The following is a 16,503-nucleotide window of genomic DNA, read 5'->3' as shown; positions in this document are numbered from 1 at the left end:
TCCCCGAGAACGCCGGCTTCCCGAGGCCCGTGGCCGGCCTCCTGGGAAACAGCCGCGCACCGGACCGCGATCGGGCTCTTGGCAACACCCCCGCCTCCCCGGCCCGTGATCGGGTCCCGGGAGACGACCGCCCCGGGCCACCCCGCACCGCCCCTCGTGCGGACCGCGAGCCCACCGTCAGAACGCCACCCGGATCTCCCCCACCTCGCGGCCCCCGCCCAGCAGCGGCGAGCGGCCGATGTGTGAGACGACCGGGGCGTCCACGCCGAGCAGGCCGAGCGCGCGGGCCAGCACCGGCCCCAGGGCGCGGCTCCCGCCGTCGTCGATCTTGAAGGCGAGGGCGCGTCCGTCCGGCAGAGCCACCGCCTGGACGGCCTCCGCGCCCATCTTGGACAGGGCGCCCGGGATCTCCCGCATCAGCCAGGTGTCGGGGCGGCGCGTACCGGCGACGTACTCGGGGTGGGCGCGCATCGCGTCGGCGACACGACGCTCGGCGGAGCCGGGAGCCGCGAGGACGAAGGAGCGGAAGGCGCGGGCGAGGCCGGTGAGACTGATGGCCATCAGCGGTGCCCCGCAGCCGTCCGTGCCGACCGCGGCGACGGGCTCGCCCGCCGCCTCCTCGACCACGGAGTGGATCAGCTGCTGGAGGGGGTGCCCGGGGTCGAGGTACGACTCGGTGGGCCAGCCGCGCTGTGCGCACACGGCGAGCATCGCCGTGTGCTTGCCGGAGCAGTTCATGGTGACGCGGTCGCGGACCTCGCCGGTGGCCAGGTAGGTCTCGGCCTCGGCCGGGTCGAGCGGCAGGTCCGGCGGGCACTGGAGCTGGGTGGCCGCGAGCCCGTGCTCGTCCAGCATCTTGTGGACGAGATCACGGTGGAAGGTCTCGCCGGAGTGGCTGGCGGCGGCGAGGGCGAGCCGCTCTCCGGCCAGTTCGAGGCCGGCACGCAGCACGCCGGCCGCCTGCATGGGCTTGTTCGACGAGCGGGGGAAGACCGGCGCGGTCACGTCGCCGAGCGCCAGCTCGACCGTCCCGTCCGCGGCGAGCAGCACCAGGCTGCCGCGGTGCCGCCCCTCGACGAATCCGGAGCGCACGATCTCTGCGAGGACGGGGTGCGCGGGCGCCGAGGCGGGCTCGCGGGATATGGCGGGGTCTGCGGTGGTGCGGGCGGGAACGGCGGACATCGGCGGTGGCCTTCCGGGACGGGGACCCGTTCAGGCGGCCGGACCCGGAACGTCGCCGGATCCGGGGGCCGGCTCCCGCGCGCCGGGCCTTCCGGGCCGGGACACGGTCGCCGCCGCCGTGGAACCGGGCACCGGGCCCGGTCGCGGCCGTCGCGGACGCGGACCGGTCCCACCGGGCCGGGCACGGCGCCGCCACCACATCCCGGATCTCCCGGGCGGGGGCTCGGACACCGCCACCACGGCCCCGGTCACCGGGCCGCGTGCGACCACCGCCACCGCGGCCCCGGGTCTTCCCGGGCGGCGGCGCGGGAGCCCCGGATCCGGTCCGGCCGGCCGGGAGGTCCCCGGGCCAGGCCGGCCCCGGGGGGAGCCGCCGCGACCGCCGCACGGCCCCGGGATCACCGGGGCCGCCGCGTCACATGAGCAGGTCGTCTACTTGTGCTTCTCCTTCACGGTACCTGCGGGCGATCTCGGCGCTGCAGTCGTCGGCCGTGCGCTGGAGCTGCTGGCGCCGCCGGGAGACCTGCCGCTCGTAGCGGACGAGCCGTCCCAGGCCCGCGCCGAGCTCCTCGTCGGTGCGGGCGTCGAGGTCGGAGAGCTCGACCTCGGCGAGCATGTCGGCGGCCAGCCGCCGGTACTCCTCGCCATGGGGTGTGCCCACGGTCACGTGCCGGGCCGACGATCGGTGCCGGGCGGGCGCGTCCGTGAGGATCTCCGGGAGCCGTGCGACGACCGACACCTCCACGGAGTCGGGGGACCCGGGCCCGCCCGGCTGCAGGGAGGGGATCCGCAGGCCGCCGCGGCGGGCCAGTTCCGCCCGCAGGATGTCGATGCGTCCCTGGAGGAGCCGTCGCACATAGCTGAGGTCGGCCTCGTCGCGCTGGGCGTCCCGGCGCAGCGTGCGCAGTTCGGGCAGCCGGAGCACGGCCAGGTCGTGCGGGGGCGGGTCGACGGACAGGGGGCTGTCGGTGCGCTGCGCCGGTGGCCGCGCGGCCACCCCTCCGGCCCGTGGGCTCGTCCGGGTCAATGACACGGCTGCGGGCGGCTGCCCGATACCAGGTGTGCTCATCTGCCTCTACCGTCCCCTCGACCGGCGCGGTCCACCCCACGTATGCACCGCAACACACTGCATCGTGCCACCCCAAGTGGTCGCTATGTGACCGAGTGCCCCCGATAGGCCCCAGATGGGGGGTTAGCGCCCCCGGAAATCACGCGAAGGGAGCCGGGCGCGCGCGGAGGTCCGCGCAGCGCCCGCGCCGGGCTCGCACGGCGCCCGTGACAGAACCGCGCGGCGTGCGGGACGACCCGCGCGACACCTCTCGGGCGCGGCCCGAGGCGCGTGACGGGGCCCGTACGACACGCCTGGACGCGCCTGATGAAGGCGGTGCCCGCGAGGCGGGTGAGGTGCCTGAGGGCCCGCGCGACGTCGCGGCGCGGCGGCACGGCATCATGGGCGGCATGCGTGCGGTGGTGCAGAGGGTGGACGGCGCGAGCGTCGTCGTGGAGGGCGAGACGGTCGGCGAGATCACCGGTGAGGGACTGTGCGTCCTCGTCGGGGTCACGCACGAGGACACCAAGGAGAAGGCGGCCCAACTCGCCCGCAAACTCTGGTCCATCCGGATGCTGACGGACGAGAGGTCCTGCTCCGACGTCGACGCGCCGCTGCTCGTCATCAGCCAGTTCACGCTGTACGGCGACGCCCGCAAGGGCCGCCGCCCCACCTGGAACGCGGCCGCGCCGGGCGATGTGGCGGAACCCCTCGTCGACGAGGTCGTCGCCCAGCTCCGCGCGCTGGGCGCGACGGTGGCGACGGGCCGCTTCGGCGCGCAGATGCGGGTCTCGCTGACGAACGACGGCCCGTTCACCGTGCTGCTGGAGATGTGACCGCGGACCCGAGCTGATCCGGACGAAGCCCCCTAGGGCTCGACCACGACCTCCTGGGCCGCCGCCGTCGAGTCCGCCATGAGCGGCGCGTCCACCGGCACGTTCCGCTTCACCAGGGCCAGGGCTACGGGGCCCAGTTCGTGGTGGCGTACGGACGTGGTGATGAAGCCGATCTTGCGGCCGTCGGGGCCGTCGGCCGCGAGCCGCAGTTCGGTGCCGTGCGGCGGCAGGTGGACCTCGCTGCCGTCGAGGTGCAGGAAGACGAGGCGGCGCGGGGGCTTGCCCAGGTTCTGCACGCGGGCGACGGTCTCCTGGCCGCGGTAGCAGCCCTTCTGGAGATGAACCGCGGTGCCGATCCAGCCCAGTTCGTGCGGGATGGTGCGGTGGTCGGTCTCGAAGCCGAGCCGGGGACGGTGATGCTCCACCCGCAGCGCCTCGTAGGCGAGCAGCCCGGCGGGCGGCCCGTGCTTCACGGCGTCCTCGGCGTACGCCTCCAGGTCGGCGCGCGGCAGGAAGAGGTCACGGCCGTACGGCGTCTCCCGCACGACGACGCCCTCGGGGACCTCGGCGATGGAGCCGGCGGGAAGATGCACCACCGCGAACTCGGCCGTCGAGTCGGCGACTTCGACGCGGTAGAAGAACTTCATCGACTCCAGGTACGCGATCAGCGCCTCCTGGGTGCCCGGCTCCGTGTGCATCCACACCGTCTCGCCGTCGTCGACGAGGTACAGCGCGTGCTCGATGTGGCCGTGCGCGGAGAGGATCAGCGCCTCGGTGGCGCGGCCCACCGGGAGGTCCGTGACGTGCTGTGTGAGCAGCAGGTGCAGCCAGCTGAGCCGGTCCTCCCCGGTGACGGTGACGACACCGCGGTGGGAGAGGTCGACGAAGCCCGCGCCGTCGGCGAGGGCGCGCTGCTCGCGGAACAGATCGCCGTAGTGGGCGGCGACGCCTTCGTCCACGCCCTCGGCAGGGACAGCGCCGGGCAGGGACAGCAGAGGGCTCTTCATGCGCCTAGCCTACGACTTGGTACTTGAACTCTTGAGGGTGCAGTCACGGCAGCGCCCGAAGATCGCGAAGTGCTTCATGTCCGTCTCGAAGCCGAAGGTCTCCCGCAGCTTCGCGGTGAACTCGGCGGCGACCGACACATCGGCCTCGATGACGTTCGTGCAGTCGCGGCACACCAGGTGGATGTGGTGGTGCCGGTCCGCGAGGTGGTACGTCGGCGCGCCGTGTCCGAGGTGCGCGTGACTGACCAGCCCCAGCTCCTCGAGGAGTTCGAGGGTCCGGTACACCGTGGAAATGTTGACCCCCGACGCCGTCTTCCTCACTTCCACGAGGATGTCGTCGGGGGTCGCGTGTTCCAGGGTGTCCACGGCTTCGAGCACGAGTTGCCGCTGCGGGGTCAGCCGGTAGCCGCGCTGCCGCAGATCGCTCTTCCAGTCGGTGCTCACCACACCAGAGAGTCTAGGACCACTCCGGGAGACGATGACTACTTGAAGAACGCGATGCCGTCGTCCGGCATGTCGTCGGGCAGGGCCTTCGCCCAGCGCTCGACGTCCTCCGGGGTGACGACCTTCTTCAGGTGCGCGGACATGTAGGGGCGCAGCTCGACCTCGGGGGTCTGCTTCTCGCCGACCCACATGAGGTCGCTGTGCACGTAGCCGTAAAGACGCTTGCCGCCGCTGTACGGGCCGGCCGCGGCGGTGCGCGCCACGGCGTCCGTGACCAGGTCGATCTGCGGCTTCTTGTCGGCCAGCTCGCCGTACCAGATCTCGACGACGCCGTCGTCACGGGTCATCACGGCCTCGACCTTGCGGTCGGCGTCGACGCGCCAGAAGCCGGACTCGCTCTCCAGCGGCCTGACCTTGTTCCCGTCGGCGTCGAGCACCCAGGTGTGCGAGTGGTACTCCAGGAAGTCGCGCCCGTCGTGCGTGAACGTGACCTCCTGCCCGAAGTTGCACTTCTCGGAGCCGGGGAAGTCGTGAACGCCCGCGCCGGCCCAGTTGCCGAGCAGGAAGGCGAGGGGGACCAGGTCCTTGTGGAGGTCCGACGGGATCTCGATCATGAGCAGCTCAGAAGTCTCGTAGCGTCAGTTCGGTGACTGCGGTCAGCGCTGGCCCTGGTACAGCTTCTTCACGGTCAGACCGGCGAAGGCGAGAACGCCGACGCAGACCAGGACCAGCAGGGTTTCGAAGAAGATCTCCACAGGGTGCTCCTCGCATGAGCGGATCGGCGGTACACAAGGCCGGGCCCCAGCTTACGCGGCTGGGGCCCGGCTCTCTCGGTCAGGTACGCCCTCGCGGGGCCGCCCGGATCAGCCGAGCAGCTGACTCTGCAGGATCACCGTCTGCTGGAACGGGACCGCTTTCGCAAGGCCCTTGTGGGACTGCACGACGAGCGCGACGGTGTCGCCCGCCGACAGGTACGCCTCCCGGACCTGCTCGGCACCGTACGGCTTGGTCTCCGTGTACGCGAACCGGGTGATCTCGTCGACCGCGGCGCGCTCCGGGAACTTCTCGTCCCGCTCGGTGCCGGTGACACCGCGCACCGCGAACTGCGCCGAGTCGTAGTTCGCGAGCTGGGTGGACGCCAGGTCCTCCGCGACGGCCGCGGTGTCGAACTGGAGCAGGTAGATCCTCGTCCGCGTGCCGTCGGCCGCGGTCCAGCCGCGCGCGGCGATGTGCCGCAGGCCGTAGTCGGTCAGCAGCTGGCCGACGGTGTCCCGGTCCGTCTTCTCGGCGTACTCGGCCAGGAACGCCTTCCGCGTCAGCCAGCCGTCCTCGCCGCGCAGCGCCACGTCGGCCTTCGCGCCCTTGGGCGCGGGCAGCACGAGCTTGCGCAGGTCGGCGTAGTGGCTGCCGCTCGTGTTCGCCTCGGCGAACGGGCCCGGACTGCCGGACGGCAGCGGCGGCTTGCTGATCGTCGGGTAGTCCCAGCGTCCGTCGGCCTGCGTCGCCAGACCCGGTACGTCGGTGCGCTCCATCCGCGTGATGCCGTACGCGGCGGCCGTGCCGACCGCCGCGAAGACCACGGTGGCGGCCGTCCAGCGCAGCACGGCGCGCAGGACCCTGCGGTCCTTCTTCACCTTCACCGCGCTCGCCTCGGGCACCTGGCCCTCGACGGTGACAGGCACCTGGCCTTCGGCCGTCGCGGGCACCTGGCCCTGGACGGTGGCGGGCGGCGCCGGCGGCAGGTCCGGCACGGGCGGGGCCACCGGGGCCGACGGCGCCTGGACCGCGGCCGGCGGTGCGGCCGGGGCCGGCGGGGCGGCCGGGGCCTGCGGCTCCGCGGTGGCGGGCGACCCGCTCTGGAGCGGAGCGGCCGTGGCCTCCGGCTCCGCGGGTGTCCCGGTCGGTGTCGTCTGCTCGGTCATACCGCCTCCCCCGGCTCCTCGATGCGGTCGAGCTGCTCGCGCAGGAGCTTCGCGACCCCCTTGGTGTTCAGTGGCTTCGCCGCGTACGCGGTGGCGCTGACCAGCACGTCGCCCTGGTAGGCGGAGCAGACCATCATGTCGAGCTTCTCCTCCTTGTCCTTGGGCGGCAGGAAGCACTTGGCGTTCTTGTGGCCCTCGATCTTCGGCCCGTGCCGGAAGACGGAGAGTGCCTCCAGGAACTCGTTCTGGAACGTCGACATGTTCCGCACGGCCCGCTTGTCCTCGATCTGCGCCAGCTCGACGCTGACGGTGTAGGTGCCGTCGTCGTCGAGCGTGGAGCCGCCGTAGAGGTAGCTGCGCATCGCCATGCCCTTGGTGTGCTGCTTGTCGATCTCCTTCTCGATCCGCCGCCGCTGGGAGCGGGGCAGATCACGGATCGACTCCTTGCGCAGGGCGGCCGCCTGGCCGCCGCTGAGCGCGGCGTCCGAGCCGAACCCGGCGATGTCGGGGCCCCGGGTCCAGCCGTCGTCGTACGGCACGAGCATGGAGGCGAGGGACGAGGAGCTCTTCGCCGCCTTGGCCTCCTCCTTCTGCCCCTTGGGGAACTTCCAGGTGGGCGCGCCCGCGTCGCGGTCGGCGTCCTGGACCGTCACGACGGTGTAGCCGACACCGCCGACGAGCGCGCCGACGAGGACGAGGGAGCCGGCGACGGCGGCGACGCGGCCACGGCGTACGGGCTTCTTCGCGGGCGCGGGGTCCTGGACGGGGTCCTGGGCCGGTGCCTGGACAACATCGGACACGGGTGCCGGGGCGGCATCCTGCGCGGGTGCCGGAGCGGGAACCGGGGCGCTGTCCATGGGGGTCGCGGGCTGCTGCGCCGGGGTCGCGGACTGGTCCGTGGATTCCGGGTTCGTCGGTTGCTCGGTCACAGCCGCTCCATCTGCCGCTTGGCCAGGTCCATGATCTTGGACTTCGGGATCGGCTTGGTGTCGTAGATCCAGATCTCCATGGCGATGTCGCCGCGCGAGGCGGACGCCTGCGCCTTGTAGAGGGGCAGGTAACCGGCCTTCCTCTCGACCTTGAAGAGGTAGACCATGCCGTCGCCCGCGCCCGGGATGGGCCAACTGCTGGTGTCGTCCGTGTCCCACCAGGCGACGCGGTCGGAGGCACCGAGGCTCTCCTCCTGGCGGTACTGCACCAGCCGGATCTCGACGCTCTGGTTGCTGCCGACCAGCCAGCTGGTGCCGGCGGCCCGGCGGTACTCCGACTTGACGAGGTCGCCGAACTCGCGGTCCGAGTCCTCCAGCTGGTCGGCGTAGTCGGCCATGTTCAGCCAGCCGTCCTCGCCGGGCTCCCAGTCGGGCACCTTCGTGCCCTTGGGCCGCTTGATCAGCAGCTTGCGCAGGTCGCCGTCGGTCTTCACCCGGCGGTCCTGGGCGGCGGACAGCGGCTCGGGGCCCTCGCCCTTGGCCTGCGCCACCACCGGCTGCGACAGCGACGGCAGCTTGGTGGGCTCGCGGTCGGCCTGGACCAGATAGCCGACGCAGGTTCCGGCGACGAGGCCGAGTACGGCAGCGGTGGCGACGATCAGGGTCGTGCGACCGCGCCGGCGGGCGGGCCGCGCCGGGGTGCCGTCCGGCACGGCGGACGACTCGGCCGGCACGGCGGACGACTCCGCCGGTACCGCGGTCGGCACCTCGGCCGGCTGGGCAGGCGCGGACGGACCGGCACCGCCAGGAGCGGCCGTGCCGGGATCGGCAACCGGCACAACTCCAGGTACGACCGGTCTTTCAGGTGTTTCGGGTCCTTCAGGTACTTCCATGACGTCCCCCCACAGAACGTGAAGCGCAGATTCCGTATCCGCGCGCACAGGAGACCCATGGCCCATGCATGGAGTTGTACGGGACTTGATTACGATTCGGACTACCATTCGGCCATGGCGAAAAAGCTCGTGATCAAGGTGACGGCGGGGGCCGACGCCCCGGAGCGCTGCTCACAGGCGTTCACCGTCGCGGCGGTGGCCGTGGCCAGTGGCGTCGAGGTCTCCCTGTGGCTGACCGGCGAGTCCTCGTGGTTCGCCCTGCCGGGCCGCGCGGCCGAGTTCGAACTTCCGCACGCCGCACCGCTGCCCGACCTGATCGACTCGATCCTGGCGGGTGGCCGCATCACCCTGTGCACCCAGTGCGCCGCACGGCGGGAGATCACGGAGGACGACGTCCTCAAGGGCGTGCGCATCGCGGGCGCGCAGGTCTTCGTCCAGGAGGCGATGACGGACGGGACCCAGGCCCTCGTCTACTGACACCGCCGGGGGCGGCCGGAGCGCGGGCTCACTGGCGCGGCTTCTTGCCGTCCAGCTCGTCCCACCACTTGTCGGACTCGGGATCGCCGGAGGGATCGTCCCACCAGCGGTCCTCGGGGCCGCGCCGGTTGGCCACCATCGCGGCCACCGGAGGAATCACCATCGCCACCACGCACATGCCCACGGCCACGGGAATCGACCAGAGGCGCACCACTCCCCAGGCCAGGACGAAGAGCCCGATGCACGTCCCCATCATGGCGAAGTACACGTGACGCCTGCGTGCGTACATACCACCAGCGTAGGCCCGTGGAAGCCAGGTGGCGCAGGGATGCGCGGGCCCCGGGCAAGCCGAAGGGCCGCACCCCGATCCGGTAAGCGTCCAACCCCCGGGGGTGCGGCCCTTCGGCCGTTCTGGCGGTGCCGTCAGACGGCGATCGCGACCTCGGCGAGGCCGCCCGTCTGGGCGACGACCGTGCGGTCGGCGCTGCCGCCCGGGACCAGGGCGCGCACGGTCCAGGTGCCCTCGGCCGCGTAGAAGCGGAACTGCCCGGTCGCCGAGGTCGGGACCTCGGCGGTGAACTCGCCGGTCGAGTCCAGCAGGCGGACGTAACCCGTCACCGGCTGGCCGTCGCGGGTCACCTGACCCTGGATCGTGGTCTCACCGGGCTTGATCGTCGAGGCGTCGGGGCCGCCGGCCTTCGCTCCACACATATTTCGATTCCGTCCTTCAGGCCTTGGGGGTTACTTGTTGGCGCCGAGCTCGATCGGCACGCCGACCAGGGAGCCGTACTCGGTCCAGGAGCCGTCGTAGTTCTTGACGTTCTCCACACCGAGCAGCTCGTGCAGCACGAACCAGGTGAGCGCCGAGCGCTCACCGATGCGGCAGTAGGCGATCGTGTCCTTGGCCAGGTCGACCTGCTCGTCGGCGTAGAGCTCCTTGAGCTCGTCGTCCGACTTGAAGGTGCCGTCGTCGTTGGCGTTCTTCGACCACGGGATGTTGCGGGCGGTCGGGACGTGGCCCGGGCGCTGGGACTGCTCCTGCGGCAGGTGGGCCGGGGCGAGCAGCTTGCCGCTGAACTCGTCGGGCGAACGGACGTCGACCAGGTTCTGCGAGCCGATCGCGGCGACGACGTCGTCACGGAAGGCGCGGATCGCGGTGTTCTGGGCCTTCGCCTTGTAGTCGGTGGCGGCGCGCTCGGGCACCTGCGAGCCGTCGACGAGGTCGCGGGAGTCGAGCTCCCACTTCTTGCGGCCGCCGTCGAGGAGCTTCACGTTCTCGTGGCCGTAGAGCTTGAAGTACCAGTAGGCGTACGACGCGAACCAGTTGTTGTTGCCGCCGTAGAGGACGACGAGCGTGTCGTTGCCGATGCCCTTCGACGACAGGAGCTTCTCGAAGCCCTCCTGGTCGATGAAGTCACGGCGCACCGGGTCCTGGAGGTCCTTGGTCCAGTCGATCCGGATGGCGTTCTTGATGTGGTTCTTCTCGTACGCCGACGTGTCCTCGTCGACCTCGACGACGGCCACGTTCGGGTCGTCCAGGTGGTCCTGGACCCAGTCGGCGTCTACCAGGACGTCGCTGCGGCTCATGCTCTTTCTCCTCCGGGGCAGTTGCGGCGGGGCGGGGCGTTAGAGAGAAATGCGCGGTCGTGCCGGTGAGGGCTGCGCGGCGCAGGGGTGGCCCCGACAAGAGAGGTCGAGGGCCCGGCTCGCGGAAGTCGGAACGCTTCCGCTCAGAAGGTGCGACAGAGCATGGCGGCGACGCGGCACAGGTCGACTGCCCGCCGCTTCGTGAGATCCGCCTGTCGCTTCATGCGTCCGATCGTAGGGACGGACAGGCGGGCATGTCACCGGTGTGTCGCATGCTGAGATGCGATCGTCCACACTGCGGGACGCACCGGCCGCCGAGGCCACGCCCGCACGGTTTCCGGGTACCCGGATCCGTCATCCCATCTGCTGTACGGACCGGGCCGTCTCGCCCCTCGGACACCGGGCCGCCCGGAGGCCCGCACAAGGCCCTCGGGCCGCGGTCGGCGCGCCTGCCCGGCCCACGCCACCGCGCCCCGGCCGGCTGCTCAACCGACTCGCCGGCCGGCTACCCGACCAGCTTGACGTCCGAACCCTTCACCGAGATGTCGACGCCGTCCTCGGCCGCCTCGACCTTGTCGAGCTCGATGCCGCCCGGCAGCTCGTCGATCTTCTGCTGGAAGTCGGTGATGGACCGGATACGGCCCTCGGCGAGCTCGACGCCCAGCTTGGGCAGGGAGTCGGCGTGCACCCTCACCGTGTCGCCGTGGACGCTGACGGAGCTGAGCACGGAGACCGGCTGGGGCAGCTTGGTGCCGAGGACCGTCGCCGAGACCGTGACCTTGACCTTGCCGTCACCGCCGTCGGAGAGGCCGATGACCTGGGCGGTGACACCGGGGGCCACCTGCGCGGGCTCGGACTTGGCGGCCTTGAGCAGCTCGTCGTAGGAGATGGTGGCGGTCCCCGTCGCGCTGTCGGCGGTGGCGGAGCTGTAGTCGCCGCTGAACGCGACACCGTGCATCTCGGCGCTCAGGTCGTCGATCCGGATCTTGGCGGTGGCGGCGTTCGTGCCGCCCGTCGACGCCTCGTAGTCCTTGATGCCGATCTTCACGTCGTCGAGTTCACCGCTGACCACCTGGGTGAGGAACGGGAAGCCCTCGATGGACACGTCGGGGGTGCTGGACAGTCCCTCGGTGCTCTTGATCCGGTCGGCCGCCTCGTCCTCCGCGAATCCGACCGCCACCCGGTCCGCGATCACGAACAGGCCGCCCAGGACCACGACGACGATCAGGATTATTCGCAGCGCGCGCATGCTCGGTGTTCCCCCACGTCGGCCGGCTCGGTCGGTCTCGACGACCCGGGTGGCCGTCCAGCGCGAGCCTAACCCCGGCCGAGGACCGGCCGGGGGTGCACAGAAAGTTGTCGATCACCTGTGACAAGGCCGCCGGACGGCACGACGGGCCTCAGCCCAGCGCCCTGCCCAGCAGGTAGACCGCCGGGGCCGCCGCGGCCAGCGGAAGGGCCACACCCGCGGTGAAGTGGACGAACCGTGACGGGTAGTCGTAGCTGGCCACCCGGTGGCCGATCAGCGCGCACACACCCGCGCCGAGGCCGAGGACGGCCCCCTTCGCGCCCAGGTCCGTCGCACCGCCCAGCGCGACACCGGCTCCCGCGGCGGCGAGCAGCGCCACCGCGACGGAGGCCGCCGTCGGCAGCGGCAGCGCACGGGCCAGGATCGCCACGGCGACCGCGGCCGCGCCCACCGTGACGGCGTCCGGTTCGGCCGCGAGGTGTCCGGCCGCGACGATCGACAGCGCCGCCGAGGCGACGGTCGCCATCAGGCCGTACATCCGGGTGTCCGGGTCGGCGTGGCTGCGCAGCTGCAGGACGAGGGTGAGGAGCACCCACACGCCGAGCGTGCCGAGGATCGCGGCGGGCGCGTTCTCCCGGCCCGCCACGAGCAGGGCGACGTCGGCGGTCACCGCGCCCAGGAAGGCGAGGGCGATGCCCTGCCGGGCCGGCCACATGCCGTTCAGCCGGAACCATCCCGCCGCGGTGACGGCCTGGAGGAGGACGAGGGGGGCGAGCAGGGCGTATTCCCCGACCGCCGCGGTGCCGGACATCAGGAGCCCGAGCGCCGCGGTCAGGCCGGCGGGCTGGATCCCGGGCTCGATGATCGGCGAGCGGCCCTCGGCGCGGGCCCGCTGGGCGTCGGTGATGCGCGCGTTGCCGGTGAGGGTCGGCGGACCGTACCCGGACGCCCCGTCCTCGGCGGGCGCCCCGGGCTGCTGCGGCTGCGCCTGGACGTGCGTCGACCGGGCCTGCGCCTGCTGGTGCTGCGGCTGGACCGGCTGCTGCTGGTGCTGCGCCTGCTGGACCGGCTGCTGCTGGTGCTGCGCCTGCTGGACCGGCTGCTGCTGGTACTGGGCCTGCGCCTGCTGATGGTGCTGCGGCTGCTGGTGCTGGACGGGCTGCTGCTGCGCCTGGTGGCCCTGCTGCTGGTACTGGGCCTGGGTGTGGTCCCAGCCCTGAGCCGCACCGTGCGCGTTCTCCTGCGGAAGCGGCTGCGCCGTGGCGCCCGGCCCGTGCCCGTGGCCGTACCCGTACGGCTCCTGGTACCCCTGATCCTGCCCCTGCCCCTGATACGCCTGCTGATACCCCTGCGGCGGCAGGTAGGCCGTGTCCGCGGCCGGCACCGGGGGCTGCATCTGGGTCTCCCAGGTCTGCCCCTCCCACTGCTGGGTGTGCTGCTGCCAGTCGGGCTCGGGCGCGTTCTGCTGCTGCGGGTGGTGCGCGGACGGCTGCGACTGCTGCTGCCGATACGGGTCGTATCCCTCGTGGGGATGCTCGTACCTGCCCTCGTGCGGCTGGTTGCTCATCGTCTCGTTCACCCTCCTGCGAACGGCGGGAGCACCTCGACCGTGCCGCCCTCGGCCAGCCGTACCGTCTCATGCCCGCGGGTACCCACGGGGTCACCGTCGATGAGGAACGAGCATCGCCGCAGGACGCGGACGAGTTCGCCGGGGTGTCGCTCGCGGGCCGCGTCGAGCGCCTCGGCGAGCGTGCCCGCGTCGTACGGCTCCTCGGCGACGCCTGCCGCGGACTTGGCGGCGGCCCAGTAACGCACCGTGCCCTTTGCCATCTCGTTCCTCAATCAGTGGCTTGGTGAGAATCAGTGGATCCTGTGAACACCGTCAGGCTAGCTGGCGTACCTGACGGCCCAGTCGCCGATACGGGCCAGCAGCCCGTCGTCACTGGCGTTCTCGGCATGGCCCATGCCGTGCTCCAGCCACAGCTCGGCGTGACCACCGGAGGCGTCGGCGAGCATCCGCGGGTGGTCCAGCGGGAAGTAGCCGTCCCGGTCGCCGTGGACGATCAGCAGTGGGGTGGGCGCGATGAGGGGGACGGACTCGACGGGGGACACGGGCACCGGGTCCCACTCGCGGTGGTGGATGCGGGTGCGCAGACCGTAGCGGCCGACGACGCGGCCGACCGGGCGGGTTACCAGCCAGTGCAGGCGCCGCATAGGGGCGGTGCCCCGGTAGTACCAGCGGGCCGGTGCGCTCACCGAAACCACCGCGTCCGTCCGCGCATCCGTGCGCCCCTCGTGCTCCTGGTCCTCTTCTCCCGGCCGCGCGGCCCGCTCCCCCGCTGCCGGCCCGTACAGGGCCGCGTGCCGCAGCACCACGGAGCCGCCCATGGAGAAGCCGACGGTCGCGATCCGTGTGTGTCCGAGCGCCCGCGCCCAGGCGACCGCGGCCGCCAGGTCGAGGACCTCCCGGTCGCCGACCGTGGAACGCCCGCCGGAACGGCCGTGACCACGGAAGGAGAAGGTGACGACCGCCGCGTTCCGCCCCAGGACGTCCGCCGCACGGCGCACGTGGGGGCGGTCCAGATCACCCGTGAAACCGTGCGCGACGACGATCGCGAGGTCACCCGAAGGCGTCGTTCCGGGGTCGTACGCGGCTTCGACGGACACTCCGTCCGTGGTGCGCAGAAACGTGCGCAGCGGGCCGCGCGGCGCCGTCTCAAGGGGTGGACGACGGGAAGATCGCGTCACTTGACCTGCCGGACCTGAGCTCATGTGGGCTATTCTGCTGGGCAGAGGACTCGGGCAGCGTAGCCCCCGGGTCCTTTTGTGCTTTCGGAAGCGTTGTATACGAAGCGGGAAACCGCAGGTGTACGGGCGTCGGACGCGCAGCGGATCCCAGGGCGCGGGAACCGCACGTACGAAGCAGTGCCGCAAACGTCCTCGCAGGGACCGAGGAGGAACGAGACGTTATGGGCGAGCGAACCGTGCACGAACGTATGACGACCCGGGCAGGAGGGGCGCGATGAGTTCTCTGCTGCTCCTCACCAATGCCCTCCAGCCGTCGACGGAGGTGCTTCCCGCTCTCGGCCTGCTCCTGCACAACGTGCGAGTGGCTCCGGCGGAAGGCCCCGCTCTCGTCGACACCCCCGGCGCCGATGTCATCCTCATCGACGGCCGCCGTGATCTGCCCCAGGTCCGCAGCCTGTGCCAGCTGCTGCGTTCCACGGGACCGGGCTGTCCGCTGATCCTCGTCGTCACGGAGGGCGGTCTCGCCGCCGTCACCGCCGACTGGGGCATCGACGACGTGCTGCTCGACACCGCGGGGCCGGCCGAGGTGGAGGCGCGGCTGCGCCTGGCCATGGGCCGCCAGCAGATCGTCAACGACGACTCCCCCATGGAGATCCGCAACGGCGACCTCTCCGTGGACGAGGCGACCTACAGCGCCAAGCTCAAGGGCCGGGTCCTCGACCTGACCTTCAAGGAGTTCGAGCTCCTGAAGTACCTCGCCCAGCACCCGGGCCGCGTCTTCACCCGCGCCCAGCTGCTCCAGGAGGTCTGGGGCTACGACTACTTCGGCGGCACGAGGACGGTAGACGTCCACGTGCGAAGGCTCCGCGCGAAGCTCGGACCCGAGCACGAGTCGCTGATCGGCACCGTCCGGAACGTCGGTTATCGATTCGTTACGCCCGAAAAGCTGGACCGCTCGGCGGACGAGGCGAAGGCCAAGGCGGCCCGGCCAAAGGCGGATGATGGGGACGAGACGGCTCGCGTGGACGCCGTGGACGCCACCGAGGTGACCGCGGAGGCCTAGAAGCCTCCCGTACGCCCTGCCCAGAGGCGGTCCATCCGCGTAGACTCCGCGCGTGGCCAAGGTGACTCGGGATGATGTGGCGCGACTGGCGGGGACTTCCACCGCGGTCGTCAGCTATGTCATCAACAACGGACCCCGGCCGGTCGCCCCGGCCACGCGCGAGCGCGTCCTCGCCGCGATCAAGGAGCTGGGATACCGGCCCGACCGGGTCGCCCAGGCCATGGCGTCGCGCCGCACCGAACTCATAGGCCTGATCATCCCGGACGCGCGTCAGCCGTTCTTCGGCGAGATGGCGCACGCGGTCGAACAGGCCGCCGCCGAGCGCGGGAAGATGGTGCTCGTCGGCAACACCGACTACATCGCCGAGCGCGAGGTCCACTATCTGCGGGCCTTCCTCGGCATGCGGGTCTCCGGACTGATCCTCGTCAGCCATGCGCTGAACGACCACGCGGCCGCCGAGATCGACGCCTGGGACGCCCGCGTGGTGCTGCTGCACGAGCGCCCGGAGGCGATCGACGACGTCGCGGTCGTCACGGACGACCTGGGCGGCGCGCAGCTCGCGGTCCGCCACCTGCTGGAGCACGGGTACGAGTACGTCGCCTGTCTCGGCGGCACCGCCGAGACGCCCGCGGTCGGCGACCCCGTCTCCGACCACGTCGAGGGCTGGCGGCGCGCGATGCAGGAGGCCGGGATCCCCACCGAGGGCCGGCTCTTCGAGGCGCCGTACAACCGCTACGACGCGTACCAGGTCGCCCTGGAGCTGCTGGCGGGGCCCGACCGGCCGCCCGCCATCTTCTGCTCCACCGACGACCAGGCGATCGGTCTGCTGCGCGCGGCCCGCGAGCTGCGCATCGACGTGCCGGGCGAGCTGGCCGTGGCGGGCTTCGACGACGTCAAGGAAGCGGCCCTGACGGACCCGCCGCTGACAACGATCGCATCGGACCGTTCGGCCATGGCCCGCGCCGCCGTGGACCTCGTCCTCGACGACGGCCTGCGGGTGGCCGGCTCCCGCCGTGAGCGGCTGAAGCAGTTCCCGTCGCGCCTGGTGGTCCGCCGCTCCTGCGGCTGCGAATAGCTCCCACCAGGTCTCACGGCGGCGAGCGGCCCGCGGCGGCCCG

Annotated in this window: 20 protein-coding genes; 4 read left to right on the top strand and 16 right to left on the bottom strand. The window is 71.9% G+C overall.

Going from position 1 to position 16,503, the window contains the following annotated elements; genetic code table 11:
- Positions 1-177: 177 nt before the first annotated feature.
- Both ACZ4IF_RS17595 and ACZ4IF_RS17590 read right to left on the bottom strand, forming a co-directional pair.
- Positions 178-1,182: an asparaginase gene (locus ACZ4IF_RS17595; protein WP_467563823.1), complete on the bottom strand. Its 1,005-nt coding sequence runs from the start codon at positions 1,180-1,182 to the stop codon at positions 178-180.
- A gap of 415 nt (positions 1,183-1,597) precedes the next feature.
- A complete protein-coding gene (locus ACZ4IF_RS17590; protein ID WP_467563821.1) occupies positions 1,598-2,251 on the bottom strand; it encodes an RsiG family protein in 654 nt (217 codons plus the stop codon).
- 389 nt (positions 2,252-2,640) lie between these two features.
- Between ACZ4IF_RS17590 and dtd the strand changes: the two genes are divergently transcribed.
- On the top strand, positions 2,641-3,066 hold the full coding sequence (gene dtd, locus ACZ4IF_RS17585; RefSeq protein WP_359488925.1) for a D-aminoacyl-tRNA deacylase: 426 nt from the start codon (positions 2,641-2,643) through the stop codon (positions 3,064-3,066).
- A gap of 32 nt (positions 3,067-3,098) precedes the next feature.
- On the opposite strand, the gene ygfZ is transcribed toward dtd, so the two are convergent.
- From ygfZ to ACZ4IF_RS17555, 6 genes are all read right to left on the bottom strand, one after another.
- Entirely contained in the window at positions 3,099-4,073 is a 975-nt protein-coding gene (gene ygfZ / locus ACZ4IF_RS17580) for a CAF17-like 4Fe-4S cluster assembly/insertion protein YgfZ (protein ID WP_359488784.1), read from the bottom strand.
- 9 nt (positions 4,074-4,082) lie between these two features.
- Positions 4,083-4,520: a Fur family transcriptional regulator gene (locus tag ACZ4IF_RS17575; RefSeq protein ID WP_359488786.1), complete on the bottom strand. Its 438-nt coding sequence runs from the start codon at positions 4,518-4,520 to the stop codon at positions 4,083-4,085.
- Between the two features lie 35 nt (positions 4,521-4,555).
- Positions 4,556-5,131 carry a heme-binding beta-barrel domain-containing protein gene (locus ACZ4IF_RS17570; RefSeq protein WP_359488788.1) on the bottom strand — a complete coding sequence of 192 codons (576 nt, stop codon included), beginning with the start codon at positions 5,129-5,131 and terminating at the stop codon, positions 4,556-4,558.
- Positions 5,132-5,380: 249 nt separating this feature from the next.
- A complete protein-coding gene (locus tag ACZ4IF_RS17565) occupies positions 5,381-6,439 on the bottom strand; it encodes a hypothetical protein (RefSeq protein WP_467563818.1) in 1,059 nt (352 codons plus the stop codon).
- The gene (locus tag ACZ4IF_RS17560) at positions 6,436-7,368 is read right to left on the bottom strand and encodes a hypothetical protein (protein WP_467563817.1); all 933 of its coding nucleotides are present in this window, start codon (positions 7,366-7,368) and stop codon (positions 6,436-6,438) included. The genes ACZ4IF_RS17565 and ACZ4IF_RS17560 overlap by 4 nt, the downstream gene beginning before the upstream one ends.
- The gene (locus ACZ4IF_RS17555; RefSeq protein ID WP_467563815.1) at positions 7,365-8,102 is read right to left on the bottom strand and encodes a hypothetical protein; all 738 of its coding nucleotides are present in this window, start codon (positions 8,100-8,102) and stop codon (positions 7,365-7,367) included. Before ACZ4IF_RS17555 ends, ACZ4IF_RS17560 begins: the two co-directional genes overlap by 4 nt.
- A gap of 273 nt (positions 8,103-8,375) precedes the next feature.
- Between ACZ4IF_RS17555 and ACZ4IF_RS17550 the strand changes: the two genes are divergently transcribed.
- Entirely contained in the window at positions 8,376-8,738 is a 363-nt protein-coding gene (locus ACZ4IF_RS17550; RefSeq protein WP_467563813.1) for a DsrE family protein, read from the top strand.
- Between the two features lie 28 nt (positions 8,739-8,766).
- On the opposite strand, the gene ACZ4IF_RS17545 is transcribed toward ACZ4IF_RS17550, so the two are convergent.
- The 8 genes from ACZ4IF_RS17545 to ACZ4IF_RS17510 form a co-directional block, all read right to left on the bottom strand.
- Positions 8,767-9,027: a DUF3099 domain-containing protein gene (locus ACZ4IF_RS17545; protein WP_028804344.1), complete on the bottom strand. Its 261-nt coding sequence runs from the start codon at positions 9,025-9,027 to the stop codon at positions 8,767-8,769.
- Positions 9,028-9,161: 134 nt separating this feature from the next.
- Entirely contained in the window at positions 9,162-9,449 is a 288-nt protein-coding gene (locus tag ACZ4IF_RS17540; RefSeq protein ID WP_028804343.1) for a DUF1416 domain-containing protein, read from the bottom strand.
- Positions 9,450-9,479: 30 nt separating this feature from the next.
- A complete protein-coding gene (locus ACZ4IF_RS17535; RefSeq protein WP_095935208.1) occupies positions 9,480-10,325 on the bottom strand; it encodes a sulfurtransferase in 846 nt (281 codons plus the stop codon).
- A gap of 143 nt (positions 10,326-10,468) precedes the next feature.
- Positions 10,469-10,549 (bottom strand): putative leader peptide, encoded by an 81-nt coding sequence (locus ACZ4IF_RS17530; protein WP_350310325.1) that lies wholly within the window; start codon positions 10,547-10,549, stop codon positions 10,469-10,471.
- Between the two features lie 281 nt (positions 10,550-10,830).
- Positions 10,831-11,574, bottom strand: a complete 744-nt coding sequence (locus ACZ4IF_RS17525) for an LmeA family phospholipid-binding protein (RefSeq protein ID WP_467563810.1) — start codon at positions 11,572-11,574, stop codon at positions 10,831-10,833.
- A gap of 151 nt (positions 11,575-11,725) precedes the next feature.
- A complete protein-coding gene (locus ACZ4IF_RS17520; RefSeq protein ID WP_467563808.1) occupies positions 11,726-13,141 on the bottom strand; it encodes a hypothetical protein in 1,416 nt (471 codons plus the stop codon).
- An 8-nt stretch (positions 13,142-13,149) separates the two neighbouring features.
- Positions 13,150-13,404, bottom strand: a complete 255-nt coding sequence (locus tag ACZ4IF_RS17515) for a MoaD/ThiS family protein (RefSeq protein WP_467563806.1) — start codon at positions 13,402-13,404, stop codon at positions 13,150-13,152.
- A gap of 57 nt (positions 13,405-13,461) precedes the next feature.
- Entirely contained in the window at positions 13,462-14,346 is an 885-nt protein-coding gene (locus tag ACZ4IF_RS17510; RefSeq protein ID WP_467563804.1) for an alpha/beta hydrolase, read from the bottom strand.
- A 250-nt stretch (positions 14,347-14,596) separates the two neighbouring features.
- On the opposite strand from ACZ4IF_RS17510, the gene ACZ4IF_RS17505 reads away from it, so the two are divergent.
- Together ACZ4IF_RS17505 and ACZ4IF_RS17500 are read left to right on the top strand one after the other, a co-directional pair.
- Positions 14,597-15,385, top strand: coding sequence for a winged helix-turn-helix transcriptional regulator (locus ACZ4IF_RS17505; RefSeq protein ID WP_467563802.1), 789 nt, complete (start codon positions 14,597-14,599; stop codon positions 15,383-15,385).
- Between the two features lie 52 nt (positions 15,386-15,437).
- Complete coding sequence (locus tag ACZ4IF_RS17500; protein WP_345646861.1) at positions 15,438-16,460, top strand: LacI family DNA-binding transcriptional regulator; 1,023 nt, start codon at positions 15,438-15,440, stop codon at positions 16,458-16,460.
- The last annotated feature ends 43 nt before the right edge of the window (positions 16,461-16,503 follow it).

Source organism: Streptomyces sp. NPDC025784 (assembly GCF_055558435.1).
This window is presented reverse-complemented; position numbering and strand designations above follow the sequence as displayed.